This window comes from Phycisphaerae bacterium, assembly GCA_017999985.1.
Taxonomy (GTDB): domain Bacteria; phylum Planctomycetota; class Phycisphaerae; order UBA1845; family Fen-1342; genus JAGNKU01.
Map to the genome: position 1 here is coordinate 219410 of JAGNKU010000004.1, position 23690 is coordinate 243099.

Annotated in this window: 21 protein-coding genes; 5 read left to right on the top strand and 16 right to left on the bottom strand. The window is 67.4% G+C overall.

Features of this window, described 5'->3' with window-relative positions:
- The first annotated feature begins 82 nt into the window (after nt 1-82).
- Nucleotides 83-2317 (top strand): hypothetical protein, encoded by a 2235-nt coding sequence (locus KA383_07465; GenBank protein MBP7745956.1) that lies wholly within the window; start codon nt 83-85, stop codon nt 2315-2317.
- A gap of 83 nt (nt 2318-2400) precedes the next feature.
- On the opposite strand, the gene KA383_07470 is transcribed toward KA383_07465, so the two are convergent.
- Nucleotides 2401-2724, bottom strand: coding sequence for an HPF/RaiA family ribosome-associated protein (locus KA383_07470; GenBank protein MBP7745957.1), 324 nt, complete (start codon nt 2722-2724; stop codon nt 2401-2403).
- A 164-nt stretch (nt 2725-2888) separates the two neighbouring features.
- Entirely contained in the window at nt 2889-4397 is a 1509-nt protein-coding gene (locus KA383_07475; protein MBP7745958.1) for an asparagine--tRNA ligase, read from the bottom strand.
- Between the two features lie 144 nt (nt 4398-4541).
- Here KA383_07475 and KA383_07480 point away from each other — a divergent pair, with 144 nt between their 5' ends.
- Both KA383_07480 and KA383_07485 read left to right on the top strand, forming a co-directional pair.
- Nucleotides 4542-5336, top strand: a complete 795-nt coding sequence (locus tag KA383_07480) for a substrate-binding domain-containing protein (GenBank protein MBP7745959.1) — start codon at nt 4542-4544, stop codon at nt 5334-5336.
- Nucleotides 5333-6532: a hypothetical protein gene (locus KA383_07485; GenBank protein ID MBP7745960.1), complete on the top strand. Its 1200-nt coding sequence runs from the start codon at nt 5333-5335 to the stop codon at nt 6530-6532. The genes KA383_07480 and KA383_07485 overlap by 4 nt, the downstream gene beginning before the upstream one ends.
- 16 nt (nt 6533-6548) lie before the next feature.
- Here KA383_07485 and KA383_07490 read toward each other — a convergent pair whose 3' ends face one another.
- Nucleotides 6549-7349, bottom strand: a complete 801-nt coding sequence (locus KA383_07490; protein MBP7745961.1) for a ribonuclease HI family protein — start codon at nt 7347-7349, stop codon at nt 6549-6551.
- A 14-nt stretch (nt 7350-7363) separates the two neighbouring features.
- Nucleotides 7364-8095, bottom strand: a complete 732-nt coding sequence (locus KA383_07495) for a hypothetical protein (protein ID MBP7745962.1) — start codon at nt 8093-8095, stop codon at nt 7364-7366.
- Nucleotides 8096-8275: 180 nt separating this feature from the next.
- On the opposite strand from KA383_07495, the gene KA383_07500 reads away from it, so the two are divergent.
- Complete coding sequence (locus tag KA383_07500) at nt 8276-9625, top strand: trypsin-like peptidase domain-containing protein (GenBank protein MBP7745963.1); 1350 nt, start codon at nt 8276-8278, stop codon at nt 9623-9625.
- A 24-nt stretch (nt 9626-9649) separates the two neighbouring features.
- Here the strand turns inward: KA383_07500 and KA383_07505 are convergent, their stop codons facing one another.
- Nucleotides 9650-10054 carry a response regulator gene (locus KA383_07505; GenBank protein MBP7745964.1) on the bottom strand — a complete coding sequence of 135 codons (405 nt, stop codon included), beginning with the start codon at nt 10052-10054 and terminating at the stop codon, nt 9650-9652.
- Nucleotides 10055-10261: 207 nt separating this feature from the next.
- Between KA383_07505 and KA383_07510 the strand changes: the two genes are divergently transcribed.
- Entirely contained in the window at nt 10262-11179 is a 918-nt protein-coding gene (locus tag KA383_07510; protein MBP7745965.1) for a PEP-CTERM sorting domain-containing protein, read from the top strand.
- A gap of 84 nt (nt 11180-11263) precedes the next feature.
- Here the strand turns inward: KA383_07510 and KA383_07515 are convergent, their stop codons facing one another.
- The 11 genes from KA383_07515 to KA383_07565 all read right to left on the bottom strand — a co-directional run bounded on the left by KA383_07515 (nt 11264) and on the right by KA383_07565 (nt 23680).
- Nucleotides 11264-13057 (bottom strand): [FeFe] hydrogenase, group A, encoded by a 1794-nt coding sequence (locus KA383_07515; protein MBP7745966.1) that lies wholly within the window; start codon nt 13055-13057, stop codon nt 11264-11266.
- Between the two features lie 22 nt (nt 13058-13079).
- On the bottom strand, nt 13080-16133 hold the full coding sequence (gene nuoF / locus KA383_07520) for an NADH-quinone oxidoreductase subunit NuoF (protein MBP7745967.1): 3054 nt from the start codon (nt 16131-16133) through the stop codon (nt 13080-13082).
- A gap of 23 nt (nt 16134-16156) precedes the next feature.
- Complete coding sequence (locus KA383_07525) at nt 16157-16528, bottom strand: (2Fe-2S) ferredoxin domain-containing protein (GenBank protein ID MBP7745968.1); 372 nt, start codon at nt 16526-16528, stop codon at nt 16157-16159.
- 3 nt (nt 16529-16531) lie between these two features.
- Nucleotides 16532-17074: an NAD(P)H-dependent oxidoreductase subunit E gene (locus tag KA383_07530; protein MBP7745969.1), complete on the bottom strand. Its 543-nt coding sequence runs from the start codon at nt 17072-17074 to the stop codon at nt 16532-16534.
- Between the two features lie 33 nt (nt 17075-17107).
- The gene (locus tag KA383_07535) at nt 17108-17659 is read right to left on the bottom strand and encodes an ATP-binding protein (GenBank protein ID MBP7745970.1); all 552 of its coding nucleotides are present in this window, start codon (nt 17657-17659) and stop codon (nt 17108-17110) included.
- The gene (locus KA383_07540) at nt 17652-18389 is read right to left on the bottom strand and encodes a PHP domain-containing protein (GenBank protein MBP7745971.1); all 738 of its coding nucleotides are present in this window, start codon (nt 18387-18389) and stop codon (nt 17652-17654) included. The genes KA383_07535 and KA383_07540 overlap by 8 nt, the downstream gene beginning before the upstream one ends.
- Nucleotides 18386-18736, bottom strand: coding sequence for a serine kinase (locus KA383_07545; protein ID MBP7745972.1), 351 nt, complete (start codon nt 18734-18736; stop codon nt 18386-18388). The genes KA383_07540 and KA383_07545 overlap by 4 nt, the downstream gene beginning before the upstream one ends.
- On the bottom strand, nt 18733-20310 hold the full coding sequence (locus tag KA383_07550) for an ATP-binding protein (GenBank protein MBP7745973.1): 1578 nt from the start codon (nt 20308-20310) through the stop codon (nt 18733-18735). The genes KA383_07545 and KA383_07550 overlap by 4 nt, the downstream gene beginning before the upstream one ends.
- Nucleotides 20311-20321: 11 nt before the next feature.
- Nucleotides 20322-20660, bottom strand: coding sequence for a hypothetical protein (locus tag KA383_07555; protein ID MBP7745974.1), 339 nt, complete (start codon nt 20658-20660; stop codon nt 20322-20324).
- 273 nt (nt 20661-20933) lie between these two features.
- Nucleotides 20934-22193: a [FeFe] hydrogenase H-cluster maturation GTPase HydF gene (gene hydF / locus KA383_07560; protein ID MBP7745975.1), complete on the bottom strand. Its 1260-nt coding sequence runs from the start codon at nt 22191-22193 to the stop codon at nt 20934-20936.
- A complete protein-coding gene (locus tag KA383_07565; GenBank protein ID MBP7745976.1) occupies nt 22190-23680 on the bottom strand; it encodes an aspartate ammonia-lyase in 1491 nt (496 codons plus the stop codon). Before KA383_07565 ends, hydF begins: the two co-directional genes overlap by 4 nt.
- Nucleotides 23681-23690 lie beyond the last annotated feature (10 nt).

A 23690-nucleotide genomic window follows, 5' to 3' on the forward strand; every position in this document is an offset into this window, starting at 1 on the left:
AGTTCACGACCCATCCTGGCGATGTCGCTTGCGGCCCGGGGGACATCGCCTGCCAGAGCGCGGGCCGCCAGAGGAACGCGCCATGCGAGCCACCCTCATCACCTGCGCCACGGTCTGCATCAGCCTGTCACTCGGGCAGGCGGGCACTGCCCGGGCTGCAGCCATTTACTACATGCCCGCCACGGGCGGGAACTGGAGTGTCGCGGTCAACTGGAACCTGAATCGCTGCCCACAGCCGGGCGATCTCGTGTGCATTGAAGCGGGCAGTAACGACCACAAGTCGGTCACCTACGACTGGACCGGCGCAACCAGCCTGCTGAAGCTGACCGTGGACGGCAACGCGAGCGGCACCTATGCCACCGTGTTGCAGTTTGACCACACCCTGATCACCGAGGAGTTGTGGCTGGGCTGGAATGGCCCCGGCTGGTACTGGATGGAGGGCCCAGCGTTTCTCCAAGTCAACGGCAACATGTACGTTGGGGCTTACGATCCCGGCACGGGGCACTTCAACCTGGATGTGGACGGCGCGGGCAGCGGGCTGTATGTCGGCGGACACTGCGCCCTGGGCTACTATGGCGCCGGGGTATTCGATCACCTCAACGGCACCGTGGAGATGGATCAGCTCGGGGTCGGCGAGATGGCCCCGGGCACCTACTGGCTGCGCGCGGGCAGCGGCGCGCCCAACACCCTGCTCCTGCATGGCCACCTGCTGGTTGGCCACGCGGACGAGGGACTGTTCGAGCAGACCGGCGGCACCGCGACCGTCGAATCCGGCGTGCTGCTGGGCACGAACACGCCCGCCACCGGCACGTATCTGATGAAGGGTGGCACGCTCAACGCCGGGTTTATCTTGATTGGGCTCAATGGCAACGGCTACTTCACGCAGACCGGCGGGACGGTCACCGCGACGAATGGCCTCCATGTCGGTAGCGAAGGCACGCACACGGATTACGCCACGTACAAGGTGAATTCCACCGACAATCCGGCCACGGTCAACGTCGGGGGGGACCTGTTCGTCGGTCCACTGTCGTTGGCCAAGTACGAGCAGACGGGGGCGACGGTCCACGTCGCCGGCAATCTGGAGATCTGGGACGGCGCTGACGACCCGTACGACTACAGCTACGTGTACCTGGGCACGAGCGCCGGCCTGCTGGACGTCGAGGGCAGCGTCACCAACCACACAGGCTACTACGACCAGGATGGCGGCGTGATGACCACGGGCAGTTTCACGAACGACTCGCCAATCGGCGTGAACCTCGACAACAACGCGGACTTCCGCGCGACGGTCTTGAATCACACACAGGGCACGTTGTGGATGTGGCGCAATGCCACCGTGCGCGGAGAGCTGTTCATGCCGCCCAACACGTACACCATGTGCAACTTCACCAACAACGCCACGTTCCAGATGGGCAGTGCCACTTTCGACGGCGGGACCTTCGTTGGCCATCTGACCAACAACGGGACGTTCACGTACAACCAGGGCGACTTCAGCAGCAGTACGCTCACGAATTACGGTACGTTCAACAACAACGCCGCCTTCGCCTGCAACCGCCTTGTCAACCATGACTGCATTACGGTCACAAGTGCGCAGCCCATCACGGCCAGCGGCAACGGCTATGCGAGCGCGTTCGAGAACCACGGCGAGCTCGTTCTGCAAGGCGGCGGCCAGGTTTACCTGGGAGCCGGCAAGCCGCTGGTGAACAATGGCTGCATCTTCGGCGGCGGCACCGTCGCGCAGAACACGTCCGTCAATGGCAACCTGATCAACAACAACTACCTGTGTTGCACGCCGACCGACGCGCGGGGCATGCTGCGGGTCGCGGGTGACTTCACGGCCAATGGCGACGCCGAGCTGCGCATCTGCGTCGGCGGCGTGCACTGGGTCACCGATTACGATCAGTTGCGCGTGACCGGGACGGCCCACCTGGGCGGCGAGCTGGACGTGCGGCTCGTCAATGGCTTCGTCCCCGCCGTGGGCCACAACTTCTCGGTCGTGACGCACGCCGGCTACACTGGGGTGTTCGATACGGTCAATCTGCCGACGCTGCCGGCGGGGCGCTACTGGTGGCTGCACTACCTGCCCACTAGCGTGAGGCTCGAAGTCACGGATGTGCCCCACATCACCGGCGACGTCAACTGCGACGGGCAAGTCGGCTTCGGCGACATCAACCCCTTCGTGCTGTACTTGTCCAACAATACCGCCTGGCAGGCTGCGTATCCGGATTGCCCGGCGGAAAACGGCGATATCAACGGGGATGGCGTGTATCCGTCGTTCCTGGACATCAATCCGTTTGTGCAGTTGCTGTCCTGGGATTAGCCGGGGACGGTGGCACAACTGGGGAGCGCAGGTGGCCTGCGTGCGGGAGAGGTTCCCGCACTCAGGTCACGCTTTGTAGCGGGTCAGCCGGCGCCGACCCCTCGTTTCACCCGGCCGATTTTGCGGCTGAGTGTGGCCTTCAGGCGATCCAGCGCCACGGCCAGCGACGCCTCGATCTCAGGTCCCAATTCGTCGATGGTCAACGTGGCACCGTGACGCAGGTGCACGTCGATACGGCAGCGCTTGTCGATGGAGTGCTTCTCGGGTCCGGTAACGTCCTCCAGCAGCACCAGCACGTCCTGAACGCGCTCGGCAAAGCGGCTCAGCGTGGCGGTCACGCGCGCGGCGGCGTGGTCGCGCAACTCGGCCGTGTCGTGAACCCCTCTGGTGGTGACTCTGAGATCCATCTGATCCTCCTTGGGGATGGCGCGGGTAAGCCGGTCCGGCCAAACGGCAAGCGGTTCCGGCAGCGCGCGGTGCATCTCTCCACCCACTTATACGTTCTGGGAGGATGCAGGTTCACGATTGTGCCGGCTTGTCGGACGACAAGCCGAAGCCAAGAGCGGCGAACCTACGGATAAAACCGCCCCATCATCCGGGCGTACGGGATCGTCTCGCGAATGTGCTTCAGGCCGCAGATCCAGGCCACCGTGCGCTCCACGCCCAGGCCGAAGCCGCCGTGCGGGACCGTGCCATAGCGGCGCAGATCGAGGTACCACTCGTAGTCCGCCTCGTTGAGCCCTTCCTCGCGCATCCGCTCCAGCAGGACGTCGAGCTCATCCTCGCGCTGGCTGCCGCCGATGATCTCGCCGTAGCCCTCCGGCGCGAGCAGGTCCAGGTTGTTCACCACGCGCGGATCGTCCGCGTTGCGCTTCATGTAGAACGCCTTGCACGCCCGCGGATAGTGCGTCACGAACACCGGCCGCTCATGCAGCCGCGCGATGATCGTCTCGTCCGAGCCGCCCAGGTCGCCGCCCCACGCGAAGTTCGCCGCCAGCTCCATGTGATGCGGAATGTTGCGGACGGCGTCTTCCTGATCGGCCAGCTCCTCACGCGCGTCGAGCAGCTCGTGGGCCAGCTTGTCCGCCTTCCACTCTTTCGTCCCTGGCGCCGTCCGCTCGGCTTCCTTCTCGGCGATCGACTTCTTCAGCTCCTCGACGCGGGCCTTGGCGCGTTCGAGATCGTCGAGCAGCATCCGCCGGACGTTGTCGCCGTGCAGCAGCTCGGCCGCCTGCGAGTACGTGATCCGGTTGAACGGCTTCTGGATCGCTTCCAGCTTCGTGAGGTCGCGGCCGAGCAGCTCCAGCTCCATCCGCCGCTCGCGCAGCACGCGCTGCACCAGCTCGTAGACGAAATCCTCCGCCAGCGCGCAGACGTCATCGATGTCGGCGTACGCGATTTCCGGCTCGACCATCCAGAACTCGGTCAGGTGCCGGCGCGTCTTGCTCTTTTCGGCGCGGAACGTCGGGCCGAAGCAGTACACCTTGCGGTGCGCCATCATGGCCGACTCGACGTAGAGCTGCCCGGTCTGCGCGAGGTACACCGGCTCGCCGAAATAGTCCACCGCGAACAGCGTCTGGCTGCCCTCGCCCGCCGCCGGCGCGAAGATCGGCGTATCGATCAGGATGAAGCCGTGGTCGTTGAAATAGCGCCGGATGCCGTCCACGATTGTGTGCCGGACGCGGAGAATCGCCCACTGCCGCTGCGAGCGGAACCACAGGTGGCGGTTCTTCATCAGGAACTCGATGCCGTGGGCCTTCGGGGTGATCGGGTAGCCGGCGCTGTTCTGGACGATGCGGACGGCGCTGACCGCCAGCTCGTGGCCGCCGACGCTGCGTTCGTCGGCCCGCACGACGCCATCGACGTGCAGGGACGACTCCTGCCCCAACCGCCGGGCGGCCTCGAAGTCCTCCGGACTGACGGCGGTCTTCTCGAGCACGCACTGGCACAGGCCGGTGCCGTCGCGGAGCATCAGAAAGAGCAGCTTGCCGCTCGACCGGCTGTTGTAGAGCCAGCCGCTGAGTGTTACCGTTTGGCCGACATGACTGCCCAATTCCGCTATCGTCGTCGCGTGCGCCATGACACCGCTTCCTTTCCGCAGGACCGCAAACGGGGCGTTAGTTTACGGTCCGCTGCCGGGCGCGTAAAACGCGGCGCGGGGGTCGCGCTGGCGGCCTGCGCCGCACTGCTCGTGGTCGGTTGCGCCCAGCCGGGGTCGCCGTCCGTGCGGGTCGCGCTCGCGGGCGCCCAGATCCCGGTCGAGCTGGTGGAATCGTGGCTGCACGAGTCGCGCGCGACGGTGTTCAGCACGAGCCAGGTCGCGCCGGTCTACATGTCGCAGCACGGGTTCGAGAACCTGGCGCACGGCGAATGCGACCTCGCCTGTACGGATCGGCTGATTACCCCGCGCGAACTGGAGCAGTTCGGCGACCAGCGCATCTCCGGCCGGCGGGTGGCGTTCTACGGCTACGCCCTTTACGTGAACCCGAGCAACCCGCTCGATGCGATCTTCTCGCGGCATGTGCGCCTGGTCTTTCAGCGGCGAATCACGGACTGGTCCTCGCTGGCCGGCGAAGAAATCCCCCACCTGCAGGGGCCCATCAATCTCTATGGCCCGGCGAAGAGCACGCGCGCGGGGATGGTCTTGGGCCCGATCGCGAACATCTGGTTCGCCGACGCGACCTGGCAGGTGCTGGATTCCGACGCCGCGATCGTGGCCAAAGTCGCCGCGGATCCGCTGGGGTTGGGGTTCGCGATGATCGGCTATGAAGACGGCGTGCGCTACCTGGGGCTGCGCATGGAGCGCAACGCCACGCCGGCGTTTCCGTCCCTGGAGGAGATCGAGTCGGAACGCTACGGACTGGCGAAGCTGATCTACGTGTACTACGTCGACCCGCCCAGCCCGGCGGTGCAGGCGGTCCTCAACTTTCTCGCGAGCGCCGCGGGCCGGGAGGCGATCGAGGGCACCGATCTGTGGGCCGTACCGCCGGAGCGGGCCACGCTGCCCCCCACGCCATGAACGCACCGCTGCACGTCCGCCAGCTCCGCATTCACCGCCTGGCCATTCCCATGCGCGTGCGCTTTGAGCACGCCGCCGCCACCCGCGCCGTCGCCGATCCGCTCATTGTCGAGCTCGATGCCGGGGCGCCCTACGCGCAGTACGTCGGTTACGGCGAGACACTGGCTCGCGCGTATGTCACGGGCGAAACACCGGATTCGGTGGTTGAGGACATCGCGAACCTGTACGCGCCGCGGCTGGCGAACTTCCGCCCGGCGTCGTTTGTCGAGGCGCTCGAGTTCATCGAGGCCTTGCCGCTGCAGGTCAGCGGACGGGTCATCACGGCCGCCCGGACGGCCGTGGAGTTGGCCCTGCTGGACCTGACGTGCCGGGTGTTTCGGCGACAGCCCGCCGACGTCGCCGGCTGGATGGGATTGCCGGGGTTCGGCCCGCCGGGCTGCCGCGCCACCGCGCGCTACTCGGGCGTGGTCGTGGGGCGCAGCGAACGGCGGCTCAAGGGCCTGCTGTGGCTGCAGTACCTGTACGGCCTGCGCGATTTCAAGCTCAAGGTGGCGGTGCCGGATTGGGAGCAGCACCTGGGCTGGGCAGCCGCGGTATTGGCGCGGCCCATCGCGCAACAGCGCGCCACGCTGCGCGTGGACGCCAACGCCGGCTGGACGCTGCACGAAGCCCACGACGCGGTCGCGGCCCTGGAGCGTCACGGCGTGTGTGCACTCGAGCAGCCGCTCTCGGACGCCGATGACGCCGACCTGCCGTATCTCGCCGAGCAGACGCGCTGCGACCTGGTCGCCGACGAATCGCTGCTGACCATCGAGGATGCGCAGCGCCTCATCGCCGGCGGCGGCGTACGCGTACTGAACGTCCGCATCGCCAAGAACGGTGGTCTGCTGCCGGCCCTGCGCATCGCGCGTCTGGCCCTGGCCGGCGGGCTGGATGTGCAACTGGGGTGCCTGGTGGGCGAGACGAGTATTCTCAGCGCGGCGGGGCTCGCGTTCCTGGACGCCTGCCCGCGGGTGCGCTTTGTCGAGGGGGCGTTCGGCACGCTCTTGCTGCGGAGTGATGTGACGCGCCGCCCGATCCGGTTCGGCTACGGCGGGCGCGTCGCACGTCGGAAGGCAGGTGGCCTGGGGGTCGTCGTTGAGCCGGAGGCTCTGGCACGACTGTCGGCGGCCACTCCGCGGGCCATCCCACTGTGACGCGGCGCGCGGCGGCTCAGGATCGCGCGTGACCGGCGCCGTTCGGCGAGCGGATCGGCGCCAGCGTGAACTCGGCCCGGCAGCCGGGGTGCGTACAGCGCACCGAGAGCGTGGGGACCGCGGCGAACTCACCGGGCTCGGTGTTCAGCATCGCCAGCAGGGTGGGCAACAGGGCATGGGCGGCGTGGATGCATAAACCAGCCGGTAGCGTGTGGCCGACGGTGAATGCGGTCTCGTCGAGTCCCCCGGCTGGACACATGTCCGCCTGAGGGGGCCGCGTGACGCTGACGCGCACGGCGTGGCGCGCCGCCGCCGCGGAACCCGGCTCGACAGCGGGTACGGGCGGGTTCGGTGCAAGGGCCGGCGTGTCCGCGCTGGCCGGCGCGGACTGCCCGTTCACGTCAAACACCAGCACGTCGCGCCGCCGGTCCATGGCGAGGTTCGCCAGCTCGTCCGCCCGCTGGTTCTGCTCGCGGCGGACGTGGCGGATGGACCAGCGGTTGATTTTCAGGAGCAGCATCTGGACCTGGCGATGCAGCGGGGCGAGTTTCGCGCTCTTCACCTGGTAGTCGCCGGTGATCTGCCGCACGAGCAGCTCGCTGTCGGAGTGGATCATCAGGGGCTGGGGCGCGGCCCGGCCGGCGCGCTCCAGCGCCCGGATGAGCGCGTGATATTCGGCGGCGTTGTTGGTCTGGCGGCCGAGAAAGAACCCGGCCTCGTACACGAGCTGGCCGGCGTCGTCCTGGATGACGACGCCCGCGCCGGCGGGGCCGGGATTGCCGCGCGACCCGCCGTCGACGTGAATGACCAGGCCCACGCGCTGCTCCCCGGTCAGGTTTCCCTGGCGATATGCAGGATGCGCCCGCAGTTGTCGCAGGTAATCACATCGTCGCGCGACTGCAGCGCATTGGCCCGTTCGGCGGCGAGGGACATGTTGCAGCCCTCGCACAGGAACTCCTGCCGTCGCGGATGGACCTGGATGACGCGCGCCATGACCTCGCCTTCGTAGCGCTCGGAGATGCGGTTGAACAGCTCCAGCGTCTTCTGATCCAGGCGCTCCCCGGCGGCATCGCGCCGCCGTTCGAGCTCCGCGAGCCGCTCGGCAAACGAGCCCTGGGCCTGGGCCAGTTGGGCTTCGAGCGTCTGCAGTCGCCGAACCTCCTGCTGCACGGCCTCTTCGCGCTCGGCGAGGGCCTGCTTGCGGGCCTCGACGGCGGCCATCAGCTCGTAGGCGCGGCTTTCGAGGCGGGTGACGTCGGCTTTTTCGTTGTTGAGCTGCGACAGGACGGCCGCGTACTCCTTGTTGGTCTTGACGGTATTGAGGTTCTCCCGCAGCTTGCTGACGTGGGCGTTGCGGGACTTCAGGTCCACGTCGACCTCATCCATCTGGACCTGGGTACGCTTCAATTCCTCGCGTTCGGCGGCCAGTGCGTCCTCCGCGGCGCGGAGCTTGGCCGCCTGTCGCTTGACACCCCGCTCCTTGGCCGCCAACTGGCGGCGGATATCCACAACTTGCAGCTCGACGTCCTGAAGTGCCAGCAAGGATTCGAGCACGGCTCCCATTCACACTCTCCGCTGAGAGTCCTGCACCACTCAGATGTCAGAAGCCGCGTATTATCGTCGATGTCCCGCGCCGGGGCAAGTGCCGCCAAGTGCCCCGCCCCGGCGGATTTTATGACGGCCGCCGCTACAATTCCGGGTCTCGGAAGGCGGATTTCGCGGATCCGGCAGAAGGAGCCCCCTATGCGTACCTGCGCTCGGCTTGGTTTGGGCAGCCTGGTATTGGTCCTGTTTGCGACGGTGGCCGTCGCCGACGATTCGCCACGGGACCGGCGCCGCACACCCATCGTCGATGTTATCGAACGGTGCCGTGACTCCGTCGTGAACATCAGTACGACGCGTCTCGTCCGCATGCGTTCCCTGGCGTTCGGTTCGCCGCTGGACGAGATCTTCGATTTCGGCGGGCCACGCGAGCGCAACCGCCGCGTGCAAAGCGTCGGGTCCGGCGCGGTCGTCCACGAGAGCGGCTACATCGTGACCAATGCGCACGTGGTCTCGCAGGCCTCGGACGTGCAGGTGACATTTGCCGACAAGAGTACGCTGCCCGCGGAAGTCGTGGCCGTCGACCCGGAGCACGACTTGGCGGTGCTGAAGGTCACGCCGGCGCAGCCCCTGCACGCCCAGCCGCTGGGCCGCAGCGACGACATCATGATCGGCGAAACCGTGATCGCGATCGGCAATCCGCTCGGGCTCCAGCACACCGTCACGACCGGCATCATCAGCGCCCTCGATCGCGATCTGCAGTTCAGCAACGACGTGGTGTACCGCGGCCTGATCCAGACCGACGCCCCGATCAACCCGGGCAATTCGGGCGGCCCGCTGATTAACCTGAACGGCGAGCTGATCGGCATCAACAGCGCGATCCGCGGCGATGCGCAGAGCATCGGCTTCGCGATTCCCGTCGATCGGCTGTGGGAACTGCTGCCGGCGCTGCTCGACGTGGAGCGGCGCGAGCGCGTCCGCTTTGGCCTGAGCGTCAGCGGCACGGACGCCAAGGTCGTGAGTGTAAAGCCGGACTCCCCCGCCGCCGCGGCCGGTCTGCGCCCGAACGATCGCATCCTGCGGTTCAACGGCGAGGCGCTGCGCACCGGGATCGATTACTACGTGCACTTGCTCGGGCAGGCGCCGGACAGCCAGGTGCGCCTGGCCGTGCAGCGCGGCCCCGAGACATTGGAAGTGACGGTGCCGCTGCAGTCGATTCCGCTGCCGGACGGGAAGGCGCTGGTCCAGAAACTGCTCGGCATCGAACTGATGGAGGTGCCGGAGGAGCTGCGGCGCAAGTACGAGTTGCCGGACTACGCCGGACTGATGGTGGAGCAGGTCGAACGAACGGGGCCAGCGGACCGCGCGCGGATGCGGCCAACGGATTTGATTCTCCGCCTGGATCGCACGCCGGTGAGCACGTTGAAAGACGTCGGGCTGGCACTCGAGCAGGTTCGTCCCGGCGACCGCGTGCTGGTCGAGGGCCTGCGGCTCGACGCGGATCCGCCGTTTTTGTGGAGTGTCACGCTCCAGGCGCGCACCGCACGCTGACGCCCGGACACACACCGGTCGCGCTCAGCGGCGTGCGAGCAGCTCAGCGACTTTTTCGAGCAGCTTCTTCGGCGGGATCGGCTTGTCGAAGTACGCGTCCACGCACATCGCCGCCAGGTCCTCCGGCGTGCGCGGCCGGAAATCGAGGCCGACCTGGCTGGTCACCGCCGTGGCGATGATGATGGGGATGTCGGCGAAGCGCGGATCGCCCTTGATCTGCTTGGAAAGGGAGAAGCCCGAGTCAAGGTTGCTCATCATCAGGTCCGTGATGATCAGGCTGGGCTTCTCGTTGGCGAGACGTTGCCACGCGGCCTGCGGGTCGGCACAGCACGCCACGCGATAGCCGTTCGGCTCGAGAATCTGCCGGTTGATCTCGAGGAAGTCAGAGTCATCGTCGACGAGCAGAATCAGGGGGGCCGCATCCGCCATACGCTCATTGTCCGCGCCCGGGCGATGGCTGCAACTGGGCCGCGGGTTTGGCGGCGGTCCGCAGAAATGCACACGCCGGGAGCGGTTACAGAAAGAAAGTCCTTGAACGCGGCGCGCCGGCGCACTAGCTTGGTTGTGTTCTGGTCGCATACACACCGCGCGGTGCGACAGGGCTGACGCACCGGCACAGGCAGAGGAGGATGGAACATGTATTTGAGGTGGTTCACTGTGGTTGTGCTGTTGACTGCGGCGGGGGTGGCGCAGGCGGAGTTGCTGATCGCGGACAGCGGCGGCGATCGCATCATGCTGTTTGACGATCAGACCGGCGCCGTGATCGACGCGAACTGGCTCACGGACATCGGGGCCGTCGGCTGGTTCTTCACGACGCCGAAGGAAGCGATGCTGGTCGGCAGTGAGATCTGGGTGTCGGACCAGGTCGCCGACGCGATCCATCGTTTCGATCTGGACCGCAATTTCCTCGGCAGCGTCACGGCGCATCCCTTGGGTGGCGTGCTCGACAACCTGCGCGGTCTGGGCTTCGACGGCACGACCGTGTACCAGACCGTCTGGCCGAGCACGACCACGCGGCGCGGCGTCGCACGCTACGACACGGCGGGGACGCCCCTCGGGTTCCACGCACTCAACGCCAGCCTGTTTGATGTCACGCCGTTCCAGGGCGACCTGCTCATCTCCAACGAGACGACGGATGACATCGAGCGCTGGACGACCACCGGCACGTTCGTCGGGGTGTTCCGGGACAACGTGGTCTACCCGCAGCAGATCGCGGTACTGGCCGATGGCAGCGTGCTGACGGTGAGCTCGATTGCAGCTTCAGGCATCGAAGGCGTTTACCACCTGAACGATGACGGGAGCTTGCGGGCGTTCATCGACACGGAGCCGATCGAGGAAATGGTGCCGCGTTCGGCGTACCTGCTGGGCAATGGCGCGTACCTGATCGGGACGAGCCAGGGCGTCTACCGGGCGCAGTTCAACGGCGTGGGATACGACTTCACGCTCATGCTCGGCGGCGTGGACGCGCAATACATCAACTACATACCGGAGCCGTCAACGGCGTTGCTGCTGGCGCTGGCGGGCCTGGCCGCGCTGCGGCGCAACCGCGCGTAGCGGCCGCCCATGAATCGCCCCACCCCGACCGTGCGTCGCCGCGCGGTCGGGATGGGGCGTTTGTTATCGTGCGGTCACGCAGTACTACACGCGCTGCCGTGATTCGTATTTCGTGTGCAGCAGGTGGTGCGACTTCTCGCCCAGCGGCTGGCCCAGGAACTCCTTGTAGAGCTGCTGGACCGCCGGGTTCTCGTGCGACTTGCGCAGCTCGCGGTGCTCGTCCTCGTCATAGATGGCTGCGATGCGCGCCTTGCGCACGTCATCGTCGGTCAGCCGCGGCTGGCCGCCGCCGCCGATGCACCCGCCGGGGCAGGTCATCACTTCGATGAAGTGATACTGCGCTTCACCTTTGCGGACGCGCTCGATCACCTTGCGGGCGTTGCCTAGGCCGTGGGCCACGGCGACCTTCAGCTCGGCGCCTTCCAGGAACTTCCACTCAGGCTGGGCGCCCGTGATCTTGGCCGACGCCTCCTTCACGCCGTCGAGGCCCTCGATCGGCTTGACGTGCAGGTTCTCGAAGGGCAGCGGCCGGCCGGTGACGATCTCCCAGGCCGTCCGCAACGCCGCCTCCATCACACCGCCGGTGTTGGCGAAGATGTCCGCCGCGCCGGTCGAGATGCCGAGCGGGGCGTCCTGCTTCTCATCGGGCAGCTTCGTGAAGTCAATGCCGGCCTGCTTGATCATGCGGGCCAGTTCGCGGGTGGTGAGCACCGCGTCGACGTCTTGAACGCCACTGTCGGTCATTTCCGGCCGCTGGCACTCGAACTTCTTCGCCGTGCACGGCATGACCGACACGACGAAGATATCCTCGGGCTTCTTGCCGATCTTGTCGGCGTAGTATGTCTTCGCGATCGCCCCGAACATCTGCTGCGGCGACTTGCAGGTGGACAGGTTCGCCGTCATGTCCGGGTAGTAGTGCTCCATGAACTTGATCCACCCGGGCGAGCAGCTCGTGAACATCGGCAGCGGACCGTACTCGTGACCGTGCCCGTTGCCCTTCTTACCGACCAGCGCCTGCTTGAGCCGCATGAGCAGCTCGGAGCCCTCCTCCATGATCGTCAGGTCCGCCGCGAAGTTCGTGTCGAACACGCCGTCGAAGCCGAGGCGACGCAGCGCCGCGGTCATCTTGCCCGTGACGCGTGTGCCCGGCGGATAGCCGAAGCACTCGCCCAGGGCGGCGCGGATAGCCGGGGCCGTCTGCACCACCACGTGCTTCTTCGGATCGTCCAGGGCGTCCCAGACGGCGGCGATGTGGTCCTGCTCCGTGATCGCACCGACGGGGCACACAGCAGCGCACTGTCCGCACTGCACGCAGACGACCTCGTCGAGGTTCTGGCAGAACGCGGGGCCGATGACGGTCTTGAACCCGCGGTTTTGGGCCCAGATGGCGGCCACGCCCTGTGTCTGGTTGCACACGGTCACGCACCGCCGGCATAGAATGCACTTCGCGGTGTCACGCGTCAGAGCCGGCGTGGTGCTGTCGCGATACCGCTTGGCCTTGTCGCCGCTGTAGCGGACCTCGCGGACGCCCAGCTCGCGGGCGACGGCCTGCAGCTCGCAATCGTCGTTGCGGGCGCAGACCTGGCAGTCGCCGTCGTGCTCGGAAAGCAGCAGCTCGACGACGGTGCGGCGGGCCTCGCGCACGCGGCGGCTGTTGGTCTTCACCTTCATACCTTCCGCGACCGGGGCGGCACAGGAAGCGACGAGGTTGCGGGCGCCTTCGACTTCCACCGTGCACACGCGGCAGGCGCCGATCGCCTGCACGTTCTTCATGTAGCACAGCGTCGGGATATGGACGCCGGCCTGCTTGGCGGCATCCAAGATGGTCGTCCCAGCCGGGACTTCCACGCTGATGTTGTCAATCGTCAGTTTCGGCATGGTGTCCTATCTCCTTTCCAGGCTAGTCCTGTTCGCAGGTTTGCCGGAAATCGCACCGCAGGCAGCGCCTGGCTTCGCGCCGCGCGACGGCCTCCGACCACGGCAACTCGACTTCCTGGAAATTGTTCTTGCGCTTGTTCACCGGGATCAGTTGCATCTTGGCCCGCGTGTACTGCACCGGGTCCGCGTCCGGATCGAACTCCACGTCCGGTTGCTTGTCGGCCCGCCAGAACGCGTCGCACTGGCCGTTGAAGAACTTGTCGATCCCCACGGCGGCCTTCTCGCCGGCGCCAATCGCCGCCACGACCGACCACGGTCCCATGACGGCGTCGCCGCCCGCGAAGAGCCACTCCACCGAGGTCTGGCCGCTGACCGGGTCGGCCTGGATGAAGCCGGCGCGACTGAGCTTGACCTTCTGACCATCCAGCAACTGCCCGCTGTCGAGCGTCTGACCGATCGCCGCGATGACCTGGTCCGCCGCCACGACGAAATCCTCGTCGGAGCGATCCACCGGCCGGCGCCGACCGCTGCGGTCGAACTCACCCAGCACCATGTGCCGGCACTTGACGCCGTTCACGCGGCCGTCCCGGCGGACGATCTCGATCGGCGCGACCAGCACCGCGATCCGCACGCCCTCGTGCTCGGCCTCGTCCACCTCTTCGGCGTAGGCCGGCATCTCGACGCGCGTTCGGCGGTAGAGGATGGTGACCGTCTCGGCGCCGAGCCGCATGGCCGTGCGGGCCGCATCGATAGCCGCGTTGCCGCCGCCGATGACCACGACGTGCTTGCCGACGGGGACGGACCCGCGGATGTTGTACTCGCGCAGGAAGCGGAGGGCATCGACGACACCCTCGGCCTCCTCGCCCGGGATACCGAGCTTGGTGCCGAGCGGCGCGCCGACGCCGAGGAACACCGCCTCGTAGCCGTCGTTGCGCAGGCTCTTCAGCGTGAAGTCCTTGCCGAGCCGCATGTTGGTCTCGATGTCCACGCCGAGCCGCTCGATCATACGGATCTCGCGGGCCAGCTCTTCACGCGGCAGGCGGTAGGCCGGGATGGCCTGCACGAGCATGCCGCCCGGACGGGCTTCGGCCTCGAAGACCTTCGGCTGGTAGCCGAGTCGCGCCAGGAAGTACGCACACGACAGGCCGGCCGGGCCGGCGCCGACGATCGCGACCTTGCGTTTGGCGTTGGCCTCGTTCTCGCGGATCTCCGGCAACTGGACCGTGACTTCCTGCTCGGCCATGAAGCGCTTCAACCCGCGGATCGCCACGGCGTCGTCGAGCGTCGCCCGTCGGCACTTGTCCTCGCAGGTGTGGAAGCACACGCGGGCACACACCGACGCGAACGGGTTGCGCTCGCGGTGCAGGGCAAGGGCCTCGGCGTAGCGCTTCTCGGCGATGAGCGCGACGAAGCCCGGCACGTCGACGTTGGCCGGGCAGGCGCTCTGGCAGGGCGCCCGCACGAGGGCGGGGCACACGCCGGCCGGGCAGTGCCGGTCGCGGATGTGGGCCTCGTACTCGTCGCGGAAGTAGCGGATCGTGGACAACACCGGGTTGGGGGCGGTCTGACCGAGGCCGCACAGGGACGCGTCCTTGATCACGTTGCCGATTTCGATCAGCTTCTCGATGTCGCCCTCTTCACCGTGGCCCTCGCAGATGCGGGTGACGATTTCGAGCATGCGCTTGGTACCGACGCGACAGGGCGGGCACTTGCCGCACGATTCATCCTGGACGAAGTCGAGGAAGAAGCGGGCCACATCGACCATGCACGTGTCTTCGTCCATGACGATCAGGCCGCCCGAGCCCATGATGGCGCCGAGCTCGTTCAGCGACTCGTAATCGACCGGGACGTTCAGGTGCTCCTTCGGAATGCAGCCGCCGGACGGGCCGCCCATCTGGGCCGCCTTGAACTTCTTGCCGCCAGGGATGCCGCCGCCGATGTCGTAGATGATCTCGCCCAGCGGCATGCCGATCGGGACCTCGACCAAGCCGGTGTTGTTCACGGCGCCGGCCAGGGCGAAGACCTTCGTGCCGCGGCTCTTCTCGGTGCCGAACGACGCGAACCAGTCGGCGCCCTTGACGATGATCGGGGCGATGTTCGCGAAGGTTTCGACGTTGTTCAGGCAGCTCGGCTTGCCCCACAGGCCCTGCTGGGCCGGGAAGGGCGGGCGTGGCCGCGGCTCGCCGCGGTTGCCTTCGATGGACGTCATCAGCGCGGTCTCTTCGCCGCAGACGAACGCGCCGGAGCCCATGCGAACCTCGATGTCAAAGTCGAAGCCGCGTTCCATGATGTTCTTGCCCAGCAGGCCGTACTCGCGGGCATGCTCGAGGGCCTTGCTGAAGCGCTCGACGGCCAGCGGGTACTCGGCGCGAATATAGGCGTAGCCCTGCTTGGCGCCGATCGCGTAGGCCGCGATGGCCATGCCCTCGATGACGCTGTGCGGGTCGCCTTCGAGCACGCTGCGGTCCATGAACGCACCGGGGTCGCCCTCGTCGCCGTTGCAGAGGATGTACTTCACGTCGCCGGCGGACTTGCGGGTGAACTCCCACTTCAGGCCGGTGAGGAAGCCGGCGCCGCCGCGGCCGCGCAGGCCGGACTTCTTGACCTCGGCGATGACCTGTTCGGGGGTCATCTCGGTCAGGGCCTTGCCCAGGGCCTGGTAGCCGTCGCGGGCGATGTATTCCTCGATCTTGAGCGGGTCGATCACGCCGCAGTTGCGCAGCACGATCTTGACCTGCTTCTGAAAGAAGCCGATCTCGTGCAGGCCGGGGACGGTTTCGCCGGCGGGCGACTTGTGGACCAGGCGCTCGACGACGCGGCCCTTGAGCAGGTGCTCTTCGACGATGTCGGCCGCGTCGTCCGGGCGGATGCCCTGGTAGAAGACGCCGTCGGGATAGACGGCCGCGACCGGTCCGACCGCACAGGGGCCGAGGCAGCCGGATTCGATGACCTTGATTTCGCCGCTGAGGCCGTGGCGTTCGATCTGCTCGCGCAGCGCGGCGCCCACCTCGAGCGCGCCGGACGCGATGCACCCCCCGCCGGTGCACAGCAGCACATGGGTTCGTACGGTACTCATAGAGGCTGATTCTCCCTTCTGGGTCAGACCTTGATCAGGTATTCGACCACCGGCTGTCCGCGCAGGACGTGCTCCCGCACGATCTCGCCGATCTTGTGCTTGTCCAGCTTGCCGTAGCGGAACGAGCCGCCGGCCTTGTCTGCCAGGGTCAGCATCGGCTCCTGGTCGCACAGGCCCGCGCAGCCGGTCTGGGTGATCGTGACGTTGTCGGCCGCAGCGGCGCCGAGGGCGTTCATCAGCGCGGTGAGCACATCGCGGGCGCCGGCGGCGATGCCGCACGTGCCCATGTGCACGGTGATGCGGATGTCCTTCGGGCCGGTGCGTAGATTGATGTCGCTCCTGGCCTTTTCCTGCAAGGCCTTCAAGTCCTGCGGACTCGTGATGCGTTTTGCCATGGTCTAGGCTCTCCTCTTCTTCGCAACCGGCACGTCCCCGTTGCGGTACTTGCTCAGCACGGTTTCCAGCTTGTTGGCCTTCACGCGGTGGTGGACGTCCTCGTCGATCATGACCGCCGGCGCCAGGCCGCAGGCGCCGAAACAGCGGGCCACCTCGAGCGTGAACTGGCGGTCCGGCGTGGTGTCGCCCACATCGATCTTGAGCTTCTGCTTCAAGGTGTCGAGCACGCGCTTGCCGCCACGGACGTAGCAGGCCGTGCCCAGGCACACGCGAATGAGGTGCTTGCCGCGCGGCTTGGTGGAAAAGAACGAATAGAAGCTGACCACGCCCGCCACCTCGCTGTAGGACTTGTTCAGCCCCAGGGCGATCTTCTTCAAGGCCACCTCGGGCAGATAGCCGAAGATGCCCTGCGCGATCTGCAGCACCGGGATCAGGGCCCCGGGCTTGTCGCGGTAGTCCTTCAGGACGGTGTCGAGCCGGGCGAGCAGCTCCTCCTCCGAGACTTCCTCGCCGCAAGCACATTTCACCTTGACGTCTTCACTCATTCTTATCTCCCTGTGCGATGCGAAAAACACCGATCATGTCAGTATGGCCGCAGATTGCAGTTCCGCCTGGACGCGGGCGCGCACCACGCGGGCCAGTGCCAGGCCGTCACACCGGTCCACGCCGGCCTCGGTCGCGAGGTCCCAGACGCGCAGCTCGCAGGTCCGGGCGCCGACCCCGAGCCGGATCCGAAAGTCGATCGCAGGGTTCGTGCACACCGCCGCCGCGAGCGTGCCGGCGAGGTCGCCGAGGGGGTTGCGGTCGATGTGCGTCAGCCCCAGTTCCACGGTGACGCGGACGCCGACGTCGCCCAGCGCCGACTTGTCGATCATCAGCCGGCCGCCCGTGCTCTCCGCTGCCGCCCGGAAGAGACTCAGGCCCAGGCCGGTGCGCTTACCGCGCTTGGTGGTGTAGAACGGATCCAGCACGGACTCGACAGGGACCCTGAGGCCCGTGCCGTTGTCCTCCACAACGATCCGCAACAGGTCCTGATCCGGCAGCGCCTCGACGCTGACCAGGATGATGGTCGCCTGCGCGCGGAGCGAGTTCTCGATCAGGTCCATGATGTGCAGCGACAGTTCACGCACAGCGCACCCCCCGGCCACCCGTGCCGCGCAGCGCCAGCACCAGCTCCTCGAACGAGGGGCGCCGCAACGTGAACGTCGAACGCGCGCTGCCGATGTCGCCCAGGAAGTGGCTGTCCGAAGACGTGAGCACCGGCAATCCCAGCGGCGCGAACTCCGCCACCCGCGACGGGAACCCCGGCGCGGAGAACACCTCGAGCGCGTCGAAACCCGCGTCGCGCGGGAACATGCCCAGTTGGCTGATCACGCTGAACGAGGGCCGGTTCACATGCGCCGCGATCGCCACGCCGCGGTGCCGGTGAATCAGCGCCACCGCGTCCGACAGCTCCAGCGTCGAAGCCAGCGCCAGCATCCGGCTTTCCTGCGCCACGACGCGCCCCGTCGCGTCCATCCGATACTGCGGACCGAAACGCTCGTAATAAGCGGCGTCCGCCGGCGGCAACGTCGCACGCACCTCGGCCCCGGCGGCCTCGGCGGCGTCCGCGTCCGGAAAGAGCCCGAGCACGTGGACCTCTTCCGCGGTCGTGACCTCCATCCCCGCCAGGACGGCCACGCGCCGGCCCGCCGCGGCCTGCGTCGCCGCCGCGTTGCCCGCCGTGTTGTGGTCACAGATCGCGATCATCGCCAATTCACGCTCCAGCGCCGCTTGCACAATCGCGGGCGGCGTCATCTCGTCCGCCGCGCAGGGCGACAGGCCCGTGTGAATGTGCAGGTCCGCGGCGAACGCTTTCACGCATGCGGCCCTCGCAGACCGAGCTCGTACAGGCGCCCGACCACGTCGAACGCGTTGGCGTCCGTCACGTACAGCGCGATGCCTTCCTCGACCGCCTTCGCACACACCGCCTCGTCAGGCCGGCGGTCCAGCGCGAAAATCACGGCCGCCAGCTCCGCGTGCACCGCCACGGCGATCACGTTCAGGTGCACCTGCACCGTCACCAGCACGCCCCCCTTCGGGCCGTTCGCCAGCACGTCGCTGAGCAGGTCGGACACGTAGCCGCCCGTGACTTTGACCGGGCGCGCGGCCAGATTCGGCGTCAGGTTCTCGAGTCCCAGCTTCGTCGCCAGCTCGCTCAGCATCATGGGGCGATCTCCTGGTTGGCTGCCGGTCCGGCCGGCGGGGCCTGCCGTACACAGGCGTCGGCGCTGGCTCGTCCGAGGACGATGTCTTCGGCCAGCGCGGCGCAGGTCGGGGCGCCGCACATGGCGCAGTCGCTGCCCGGCAGGCTCCGCTTCAGCTTGTCGATCTTCGCCAGCTTCTGGATGGCCTTGGCCATGTCCGTATCCAGGCGCAATCCCGGACGCGCCGCCAGTGGCCGCGCGCGCGGGATCGCACGGGCCGCCCCGTCCAGCCCCCGGGGCGCCGTCCAGCGGTGCCGGGAGAGAAACGCGTCTTCGCGCAGCAACGGCGAACCGAAGCAGCCGGCGTCGCACGCCCACGGCTCGATCGCCTGCACATCCCCCGCCTGGCCGTTTTCCACGGCCTCCAGCACGTTCAGGACGTGTCGGATTCCGGTAACCCACAACAGGCCCGGCTCGCACGCGGCCGACGGCTGCGGAATCGGCAGCGGTGCGTCGCGGCCGGTCACGACGTGCGGCGCGACGGCGGCATGCAGGGCCGCCGGGAGAAGCACCTCCGGGGCGGGTTGCGTACCGGCGCTGAGCAGCGCGGTGCGCTGCGCCGGGCAGCTCGTGACGTAGAGCGCCCGCCGGCCGCCGATTTCGACCTGGAGGGCTTCCAGCGCCGAGCGGAACGGCGCCACGTGCGGGATCAAGGCCGGGAAACGCATCTCGATGAGGTTCACCACGGCCGGGCAGGCCGGCGCGATGGTGGGCGACACGGGGGCCGTGGTGCGGGCATATTCCAGCATCGCGGCCCGCAGCGCGCTCTCCCAGGCGCTGGACACGCGCACGTCGTGGAAGCCGAGTTTTGCCAGCACTGCCAGCACGCGATCCGGGCCGACGCCGGCGCCGAACTGCGCCAGACTCTCGGCGGTCACGACCAGGACACCGTCACCCACTGGGGCAAGCGTGCCGGCCGCACCCGCGACTTGCAGCGCCCCGCTCGGGCAGGTGGTGATGCACGCACCGCAGTCGATGCACAGGTAGTCGAGCACCTCCGGCTTGTTGCGTCGCACACGCATGGCGAGCGTCGGGCACGTGTGCAGGCAGCGTAGCGCTTGGCGGCAGCGGGCCGCATCGATGTGCAGCGAATGCTGGCCAGCGCCGTATAGGGCCTGCGGCCGGAGGTGAATGGTGAAGCTGACGCGCGTACCCCGGCCGACTTCCGACTCGATCGCGAAGCGGTCGCTGTTCTTCTTGATGTTGGGCAGGCCCATGCCGGCGCCGAAGCCGTACTCACGGGCCCGGGCGGACGCGGTGGAGAAGCCGGCCTTCATCGCCTGCGCAATGTCCGGGATGCCCGGCCCCTCGTCGATCACTTCGACCTCAAGTTGTCCGTTATCGAGCGACGCCCGCAGCTCGCCGCGGTGCGCGTGGATGACGACGTTCATCTCGGCTTCGTACGCGGCCACCATCGCGCGCCGCACGACCGCCGGATCGGCCCCCACCTTCTTGAGCTGCTCCTTGAGGGCCCGCGACGCAGCGCCGCCGTGCTCGTAATCGCCACCCTGGATGCTGTACGAGACGGCGCTCATGCGAAGAACCGTTAGTCCTTTGCCAAACACGCGTGAATGCGGCCGCACGTGTTGAACAGCCCCACCGGCGAGACCATCAGCAGCGTACCGTGAGCTCGGGCGGTTGCCACCATCGCGGGGTCGGGTTCCTGGCCCTGCACCAGGCAGATCCCGGGAATGTCCATCAGCTCCGCGACGCGGGTCAAATGTCCGCTGGCGAGGTTGGTGACGAGCAGCGTGTGATCGTTGGCCGCGTTCAGCAGGTCGCTGATGCGGTCCCCGGCATAAACCTGTTCCAGGTCGACACTTGCGCCGCTTCCGGGCGCGTAGACCCTGGCCCCAATCCTGCCGGCGAGATCATCGAGCCTCATCGTGGCACCTGTCCAGCTCGCATAGTGCGGAACAACGCGCGACGCTCCCTGATGCGTGCAGGCTACCGGTGGGTCACCCGTTGGGAGCATCAAACAATACAGGATGGCAAACTGCGGACCAGTTCGCCCGCAGCGTGACTTCGGTTTAGAGCGTGCCAAACCGCGCGCAGGTAGCGGCGGCTGCGTCGGGTTGCGGAATATCGCGCAAGAACACGCGAACCTCCGCGCCGGGCTGAGAAGCAAATGAACTAATACGTATGATTGATAATTAAATCATGCTGGCCGCCCACGCTCTACGGTGCCGGCCGCGCGATGTCTCCGGTACTCTTCCAGCAAGCCCGGGAACGGTGCCAGGGCGCGTTCAAAAATGCCCAGTGACGCCGCGATGGCCAAGCCGTAATTCGTGATCGGCACGCCCGCGGTCCGGCACCGCAGGATGCGCGACAGCATCTCGCGCCGGTTCTGCACGCACGCCCCGCAGTGGATGACCACGCGGTACGAGGCGAGGTCCGGCGGAAAGTCGTGCCCCTGCGCCGTCGTGAATTCGAGCTTGCCGCCGACGTACTGCGTCAGCCAGCGCGGGATCTTCACGCGGCCGATGTCCTCGCCGATCGGGTGGTGCGAGCACGCCTCCGCGATGAGCACGCGATCACCGGGCCGCAGATCGTCGATCGCCAGCGCCCCCTGCACGAGCGCGTGCAGGTCGCCTTTGAACCGCGCGAAGAGGATTGAGAACGACGTGAGCGGCACACTGCTCGGCGTGTCGGCGGCGACTTTCAGGAACGCTTGCGAATCGGTGACGACCAGCGCGGGCGGACGCTTCAGGCGTTCCAGCGCATCGCGCAGCTCGCGCTCCTTGACGACAAGGCAGTACGCGTCGCTGTCGAGCAGGTCGCGGATCGTCTGCACCTGCGGCAGGATCAGGCGTCCCTTCGGCGCCTCCTTGTCGATCGGCACCACCAGCACGACCAGCTCGCCGGGCGGCACGAGGTCGCCGACGATGCTCGGCGTGTTGATGAAGTCCTCCGGCGCGCTACGAATCAGCGCCTCGCGCAGGTCCGCGAGGCCGTCGCCCCGGCTGGCAGTAGTCTGCACGCAGGGCACTTTGGATTCTGCGAGCTTCGTCACCACGTCGAGAGCTGGTGGCGCGAGATCGGCCTTGTTGAACACGGCGATGGCCGGCACCTGTCGCGCTGCAAACTCCGCGAGCAGCCCGTCCTCAAACGCGCTCCATTGCCCAGCCTCGGCGATGATCAGCGCGATGTCGGTGCGTTCAAATACGCGCCGCGTGCGTTCGACGCGCTGCGCCCCGAGCGCGCCGACGTCGTCGATGCCGGCCGTGTCGATGAACAGCACCGGGCCGAGCGGCAGCAGCTCCATCGGCTTCTCGACCGGATCAGTCGTCGTGCCGGCGGTCTCCGAAACGATGGAGACCTCCTGCCGGGTCAGCGCGTTGAGCAGAGAGCTCTTGCCAACGTTGCGCCGGCCGAACAGGCCGATGTGCAGTCGCATGCCGCGTGGAGCACCGCTCATACGTTCAGATCCTCTCCGCGTTGTCCACGATGGCCCAGTCGCGTGACCGCCTCGGGGGCTATGAGTGCATCGAATTCGTTCGCGCTCAGCAGGCCGCGCTCGACCACGATCTGGCGAATCGTCCGTCCCGTCGCGCGGGCGGCGACGCCGATCTCTTGGGCGGTGTGGTAACCGAGGGCTGGCACCAGCGCGGTGACCGTCGCCGTCGAGGTCTCGACATAGGCGCGGCAGCGGGCCTCGTCCGCTTCGAGACCCTCGACGCACAGCCGGCGCAGGATCGAGCATGCGTTCGTCAGCAGGTCGAGGCTGCCGAGCAGGCAATCCGCCACGAGCGGCAGAAACGCATTCAGCTCCAGGTTCCCCGCCGCACAGGCCTGCGCGATCGCCTGATCGTGTGCCATGACCAGCATGGCGGCCTGCGACGCGGCTTCGGGAATCACCGGGTTCACCTTGCCGGGCATGATCGACGAGCCGGCTTGGCGCGGCGGCAGGCGGATTTCGCCGAGGCCGCCGTCAGGGCCGGACGCGAGCCAGCGCAGATCGGTGCAGATTTTGAGCAGGTTAGCGGCGCAGGCTTTCAGGATGCCGCTGACCTCGACGAACACGTCGGCGTTCTGCGTGGCGTCGACGAGGTTCTCAGCGCGCGCGAGGCCGAGGCCGGTGATCTCGCGCAGCTCATCGACGACGCGGAAGATGTAGTCGCGCGGCGCACCCAGGCCGGTGCCGATCGCCGTCCCGCCCAGGTTCACAACGCGCAGCCGCTCTTCGCACTTGTAGATGCGCCAGCGGTCGCGGCTGAGCGCCTCGGCGTACGCCGACATCTCGCGGCCGAGCGTGGTGAGCACGGCGTCCTGCAACTGCGTGCGGCCGACCTTCACGACGTGGGCGAACTGCTTTTCCTTCGCCTGAAACGCCTCCTGTAGCGCGACCACCTCGCGCTCCAGCGTGCGGAGCAGCGTAATCGCCGCGATGCGCAGCGCGGTGGGAAACGTGTCGTTGGTGGATTGGTGACGGTTGATGTCGTCGAGTGGGCTGATCGTCTGATACTCGCCGAGCGGGCGACCGAGGAGCTGCAGCGCGCGATTGGCGAGCACTTCGTTGACGTTCATGTTCAGCGAGGTGCCGGCGCCACCCTGCAGCGCATCGACGACGATGTGCTCATCGAGCAGCCCGTCGGCCAGCTCGCGGGCCGCGCGCTCCATCGCGTCCCATGATTGGCCAGAGAGCCGCGCAGGTGCGCGCGCGGCAGCGGTCGCTGGCCCTCGCTCCCTCGCTCCCTCGTTCCCTTGATCCCTGTCCGCAAGCGTTCGGTTGGTCCGCGCACACGCCAGCTTCACCGCGCCATACGCGTGAATCAGCCCGGTATGCACGGGCCGGCGGGCGAGTGGAAAATTCTCCAGCGCGCGGACCGTGTAGACGCCGTAGAGCGCACCGGCGGGTACCGTTTTTTCGCCCAGCAAGTCGGGTTCGGTACGGAAGTCGGTCATGGGGCTCCCG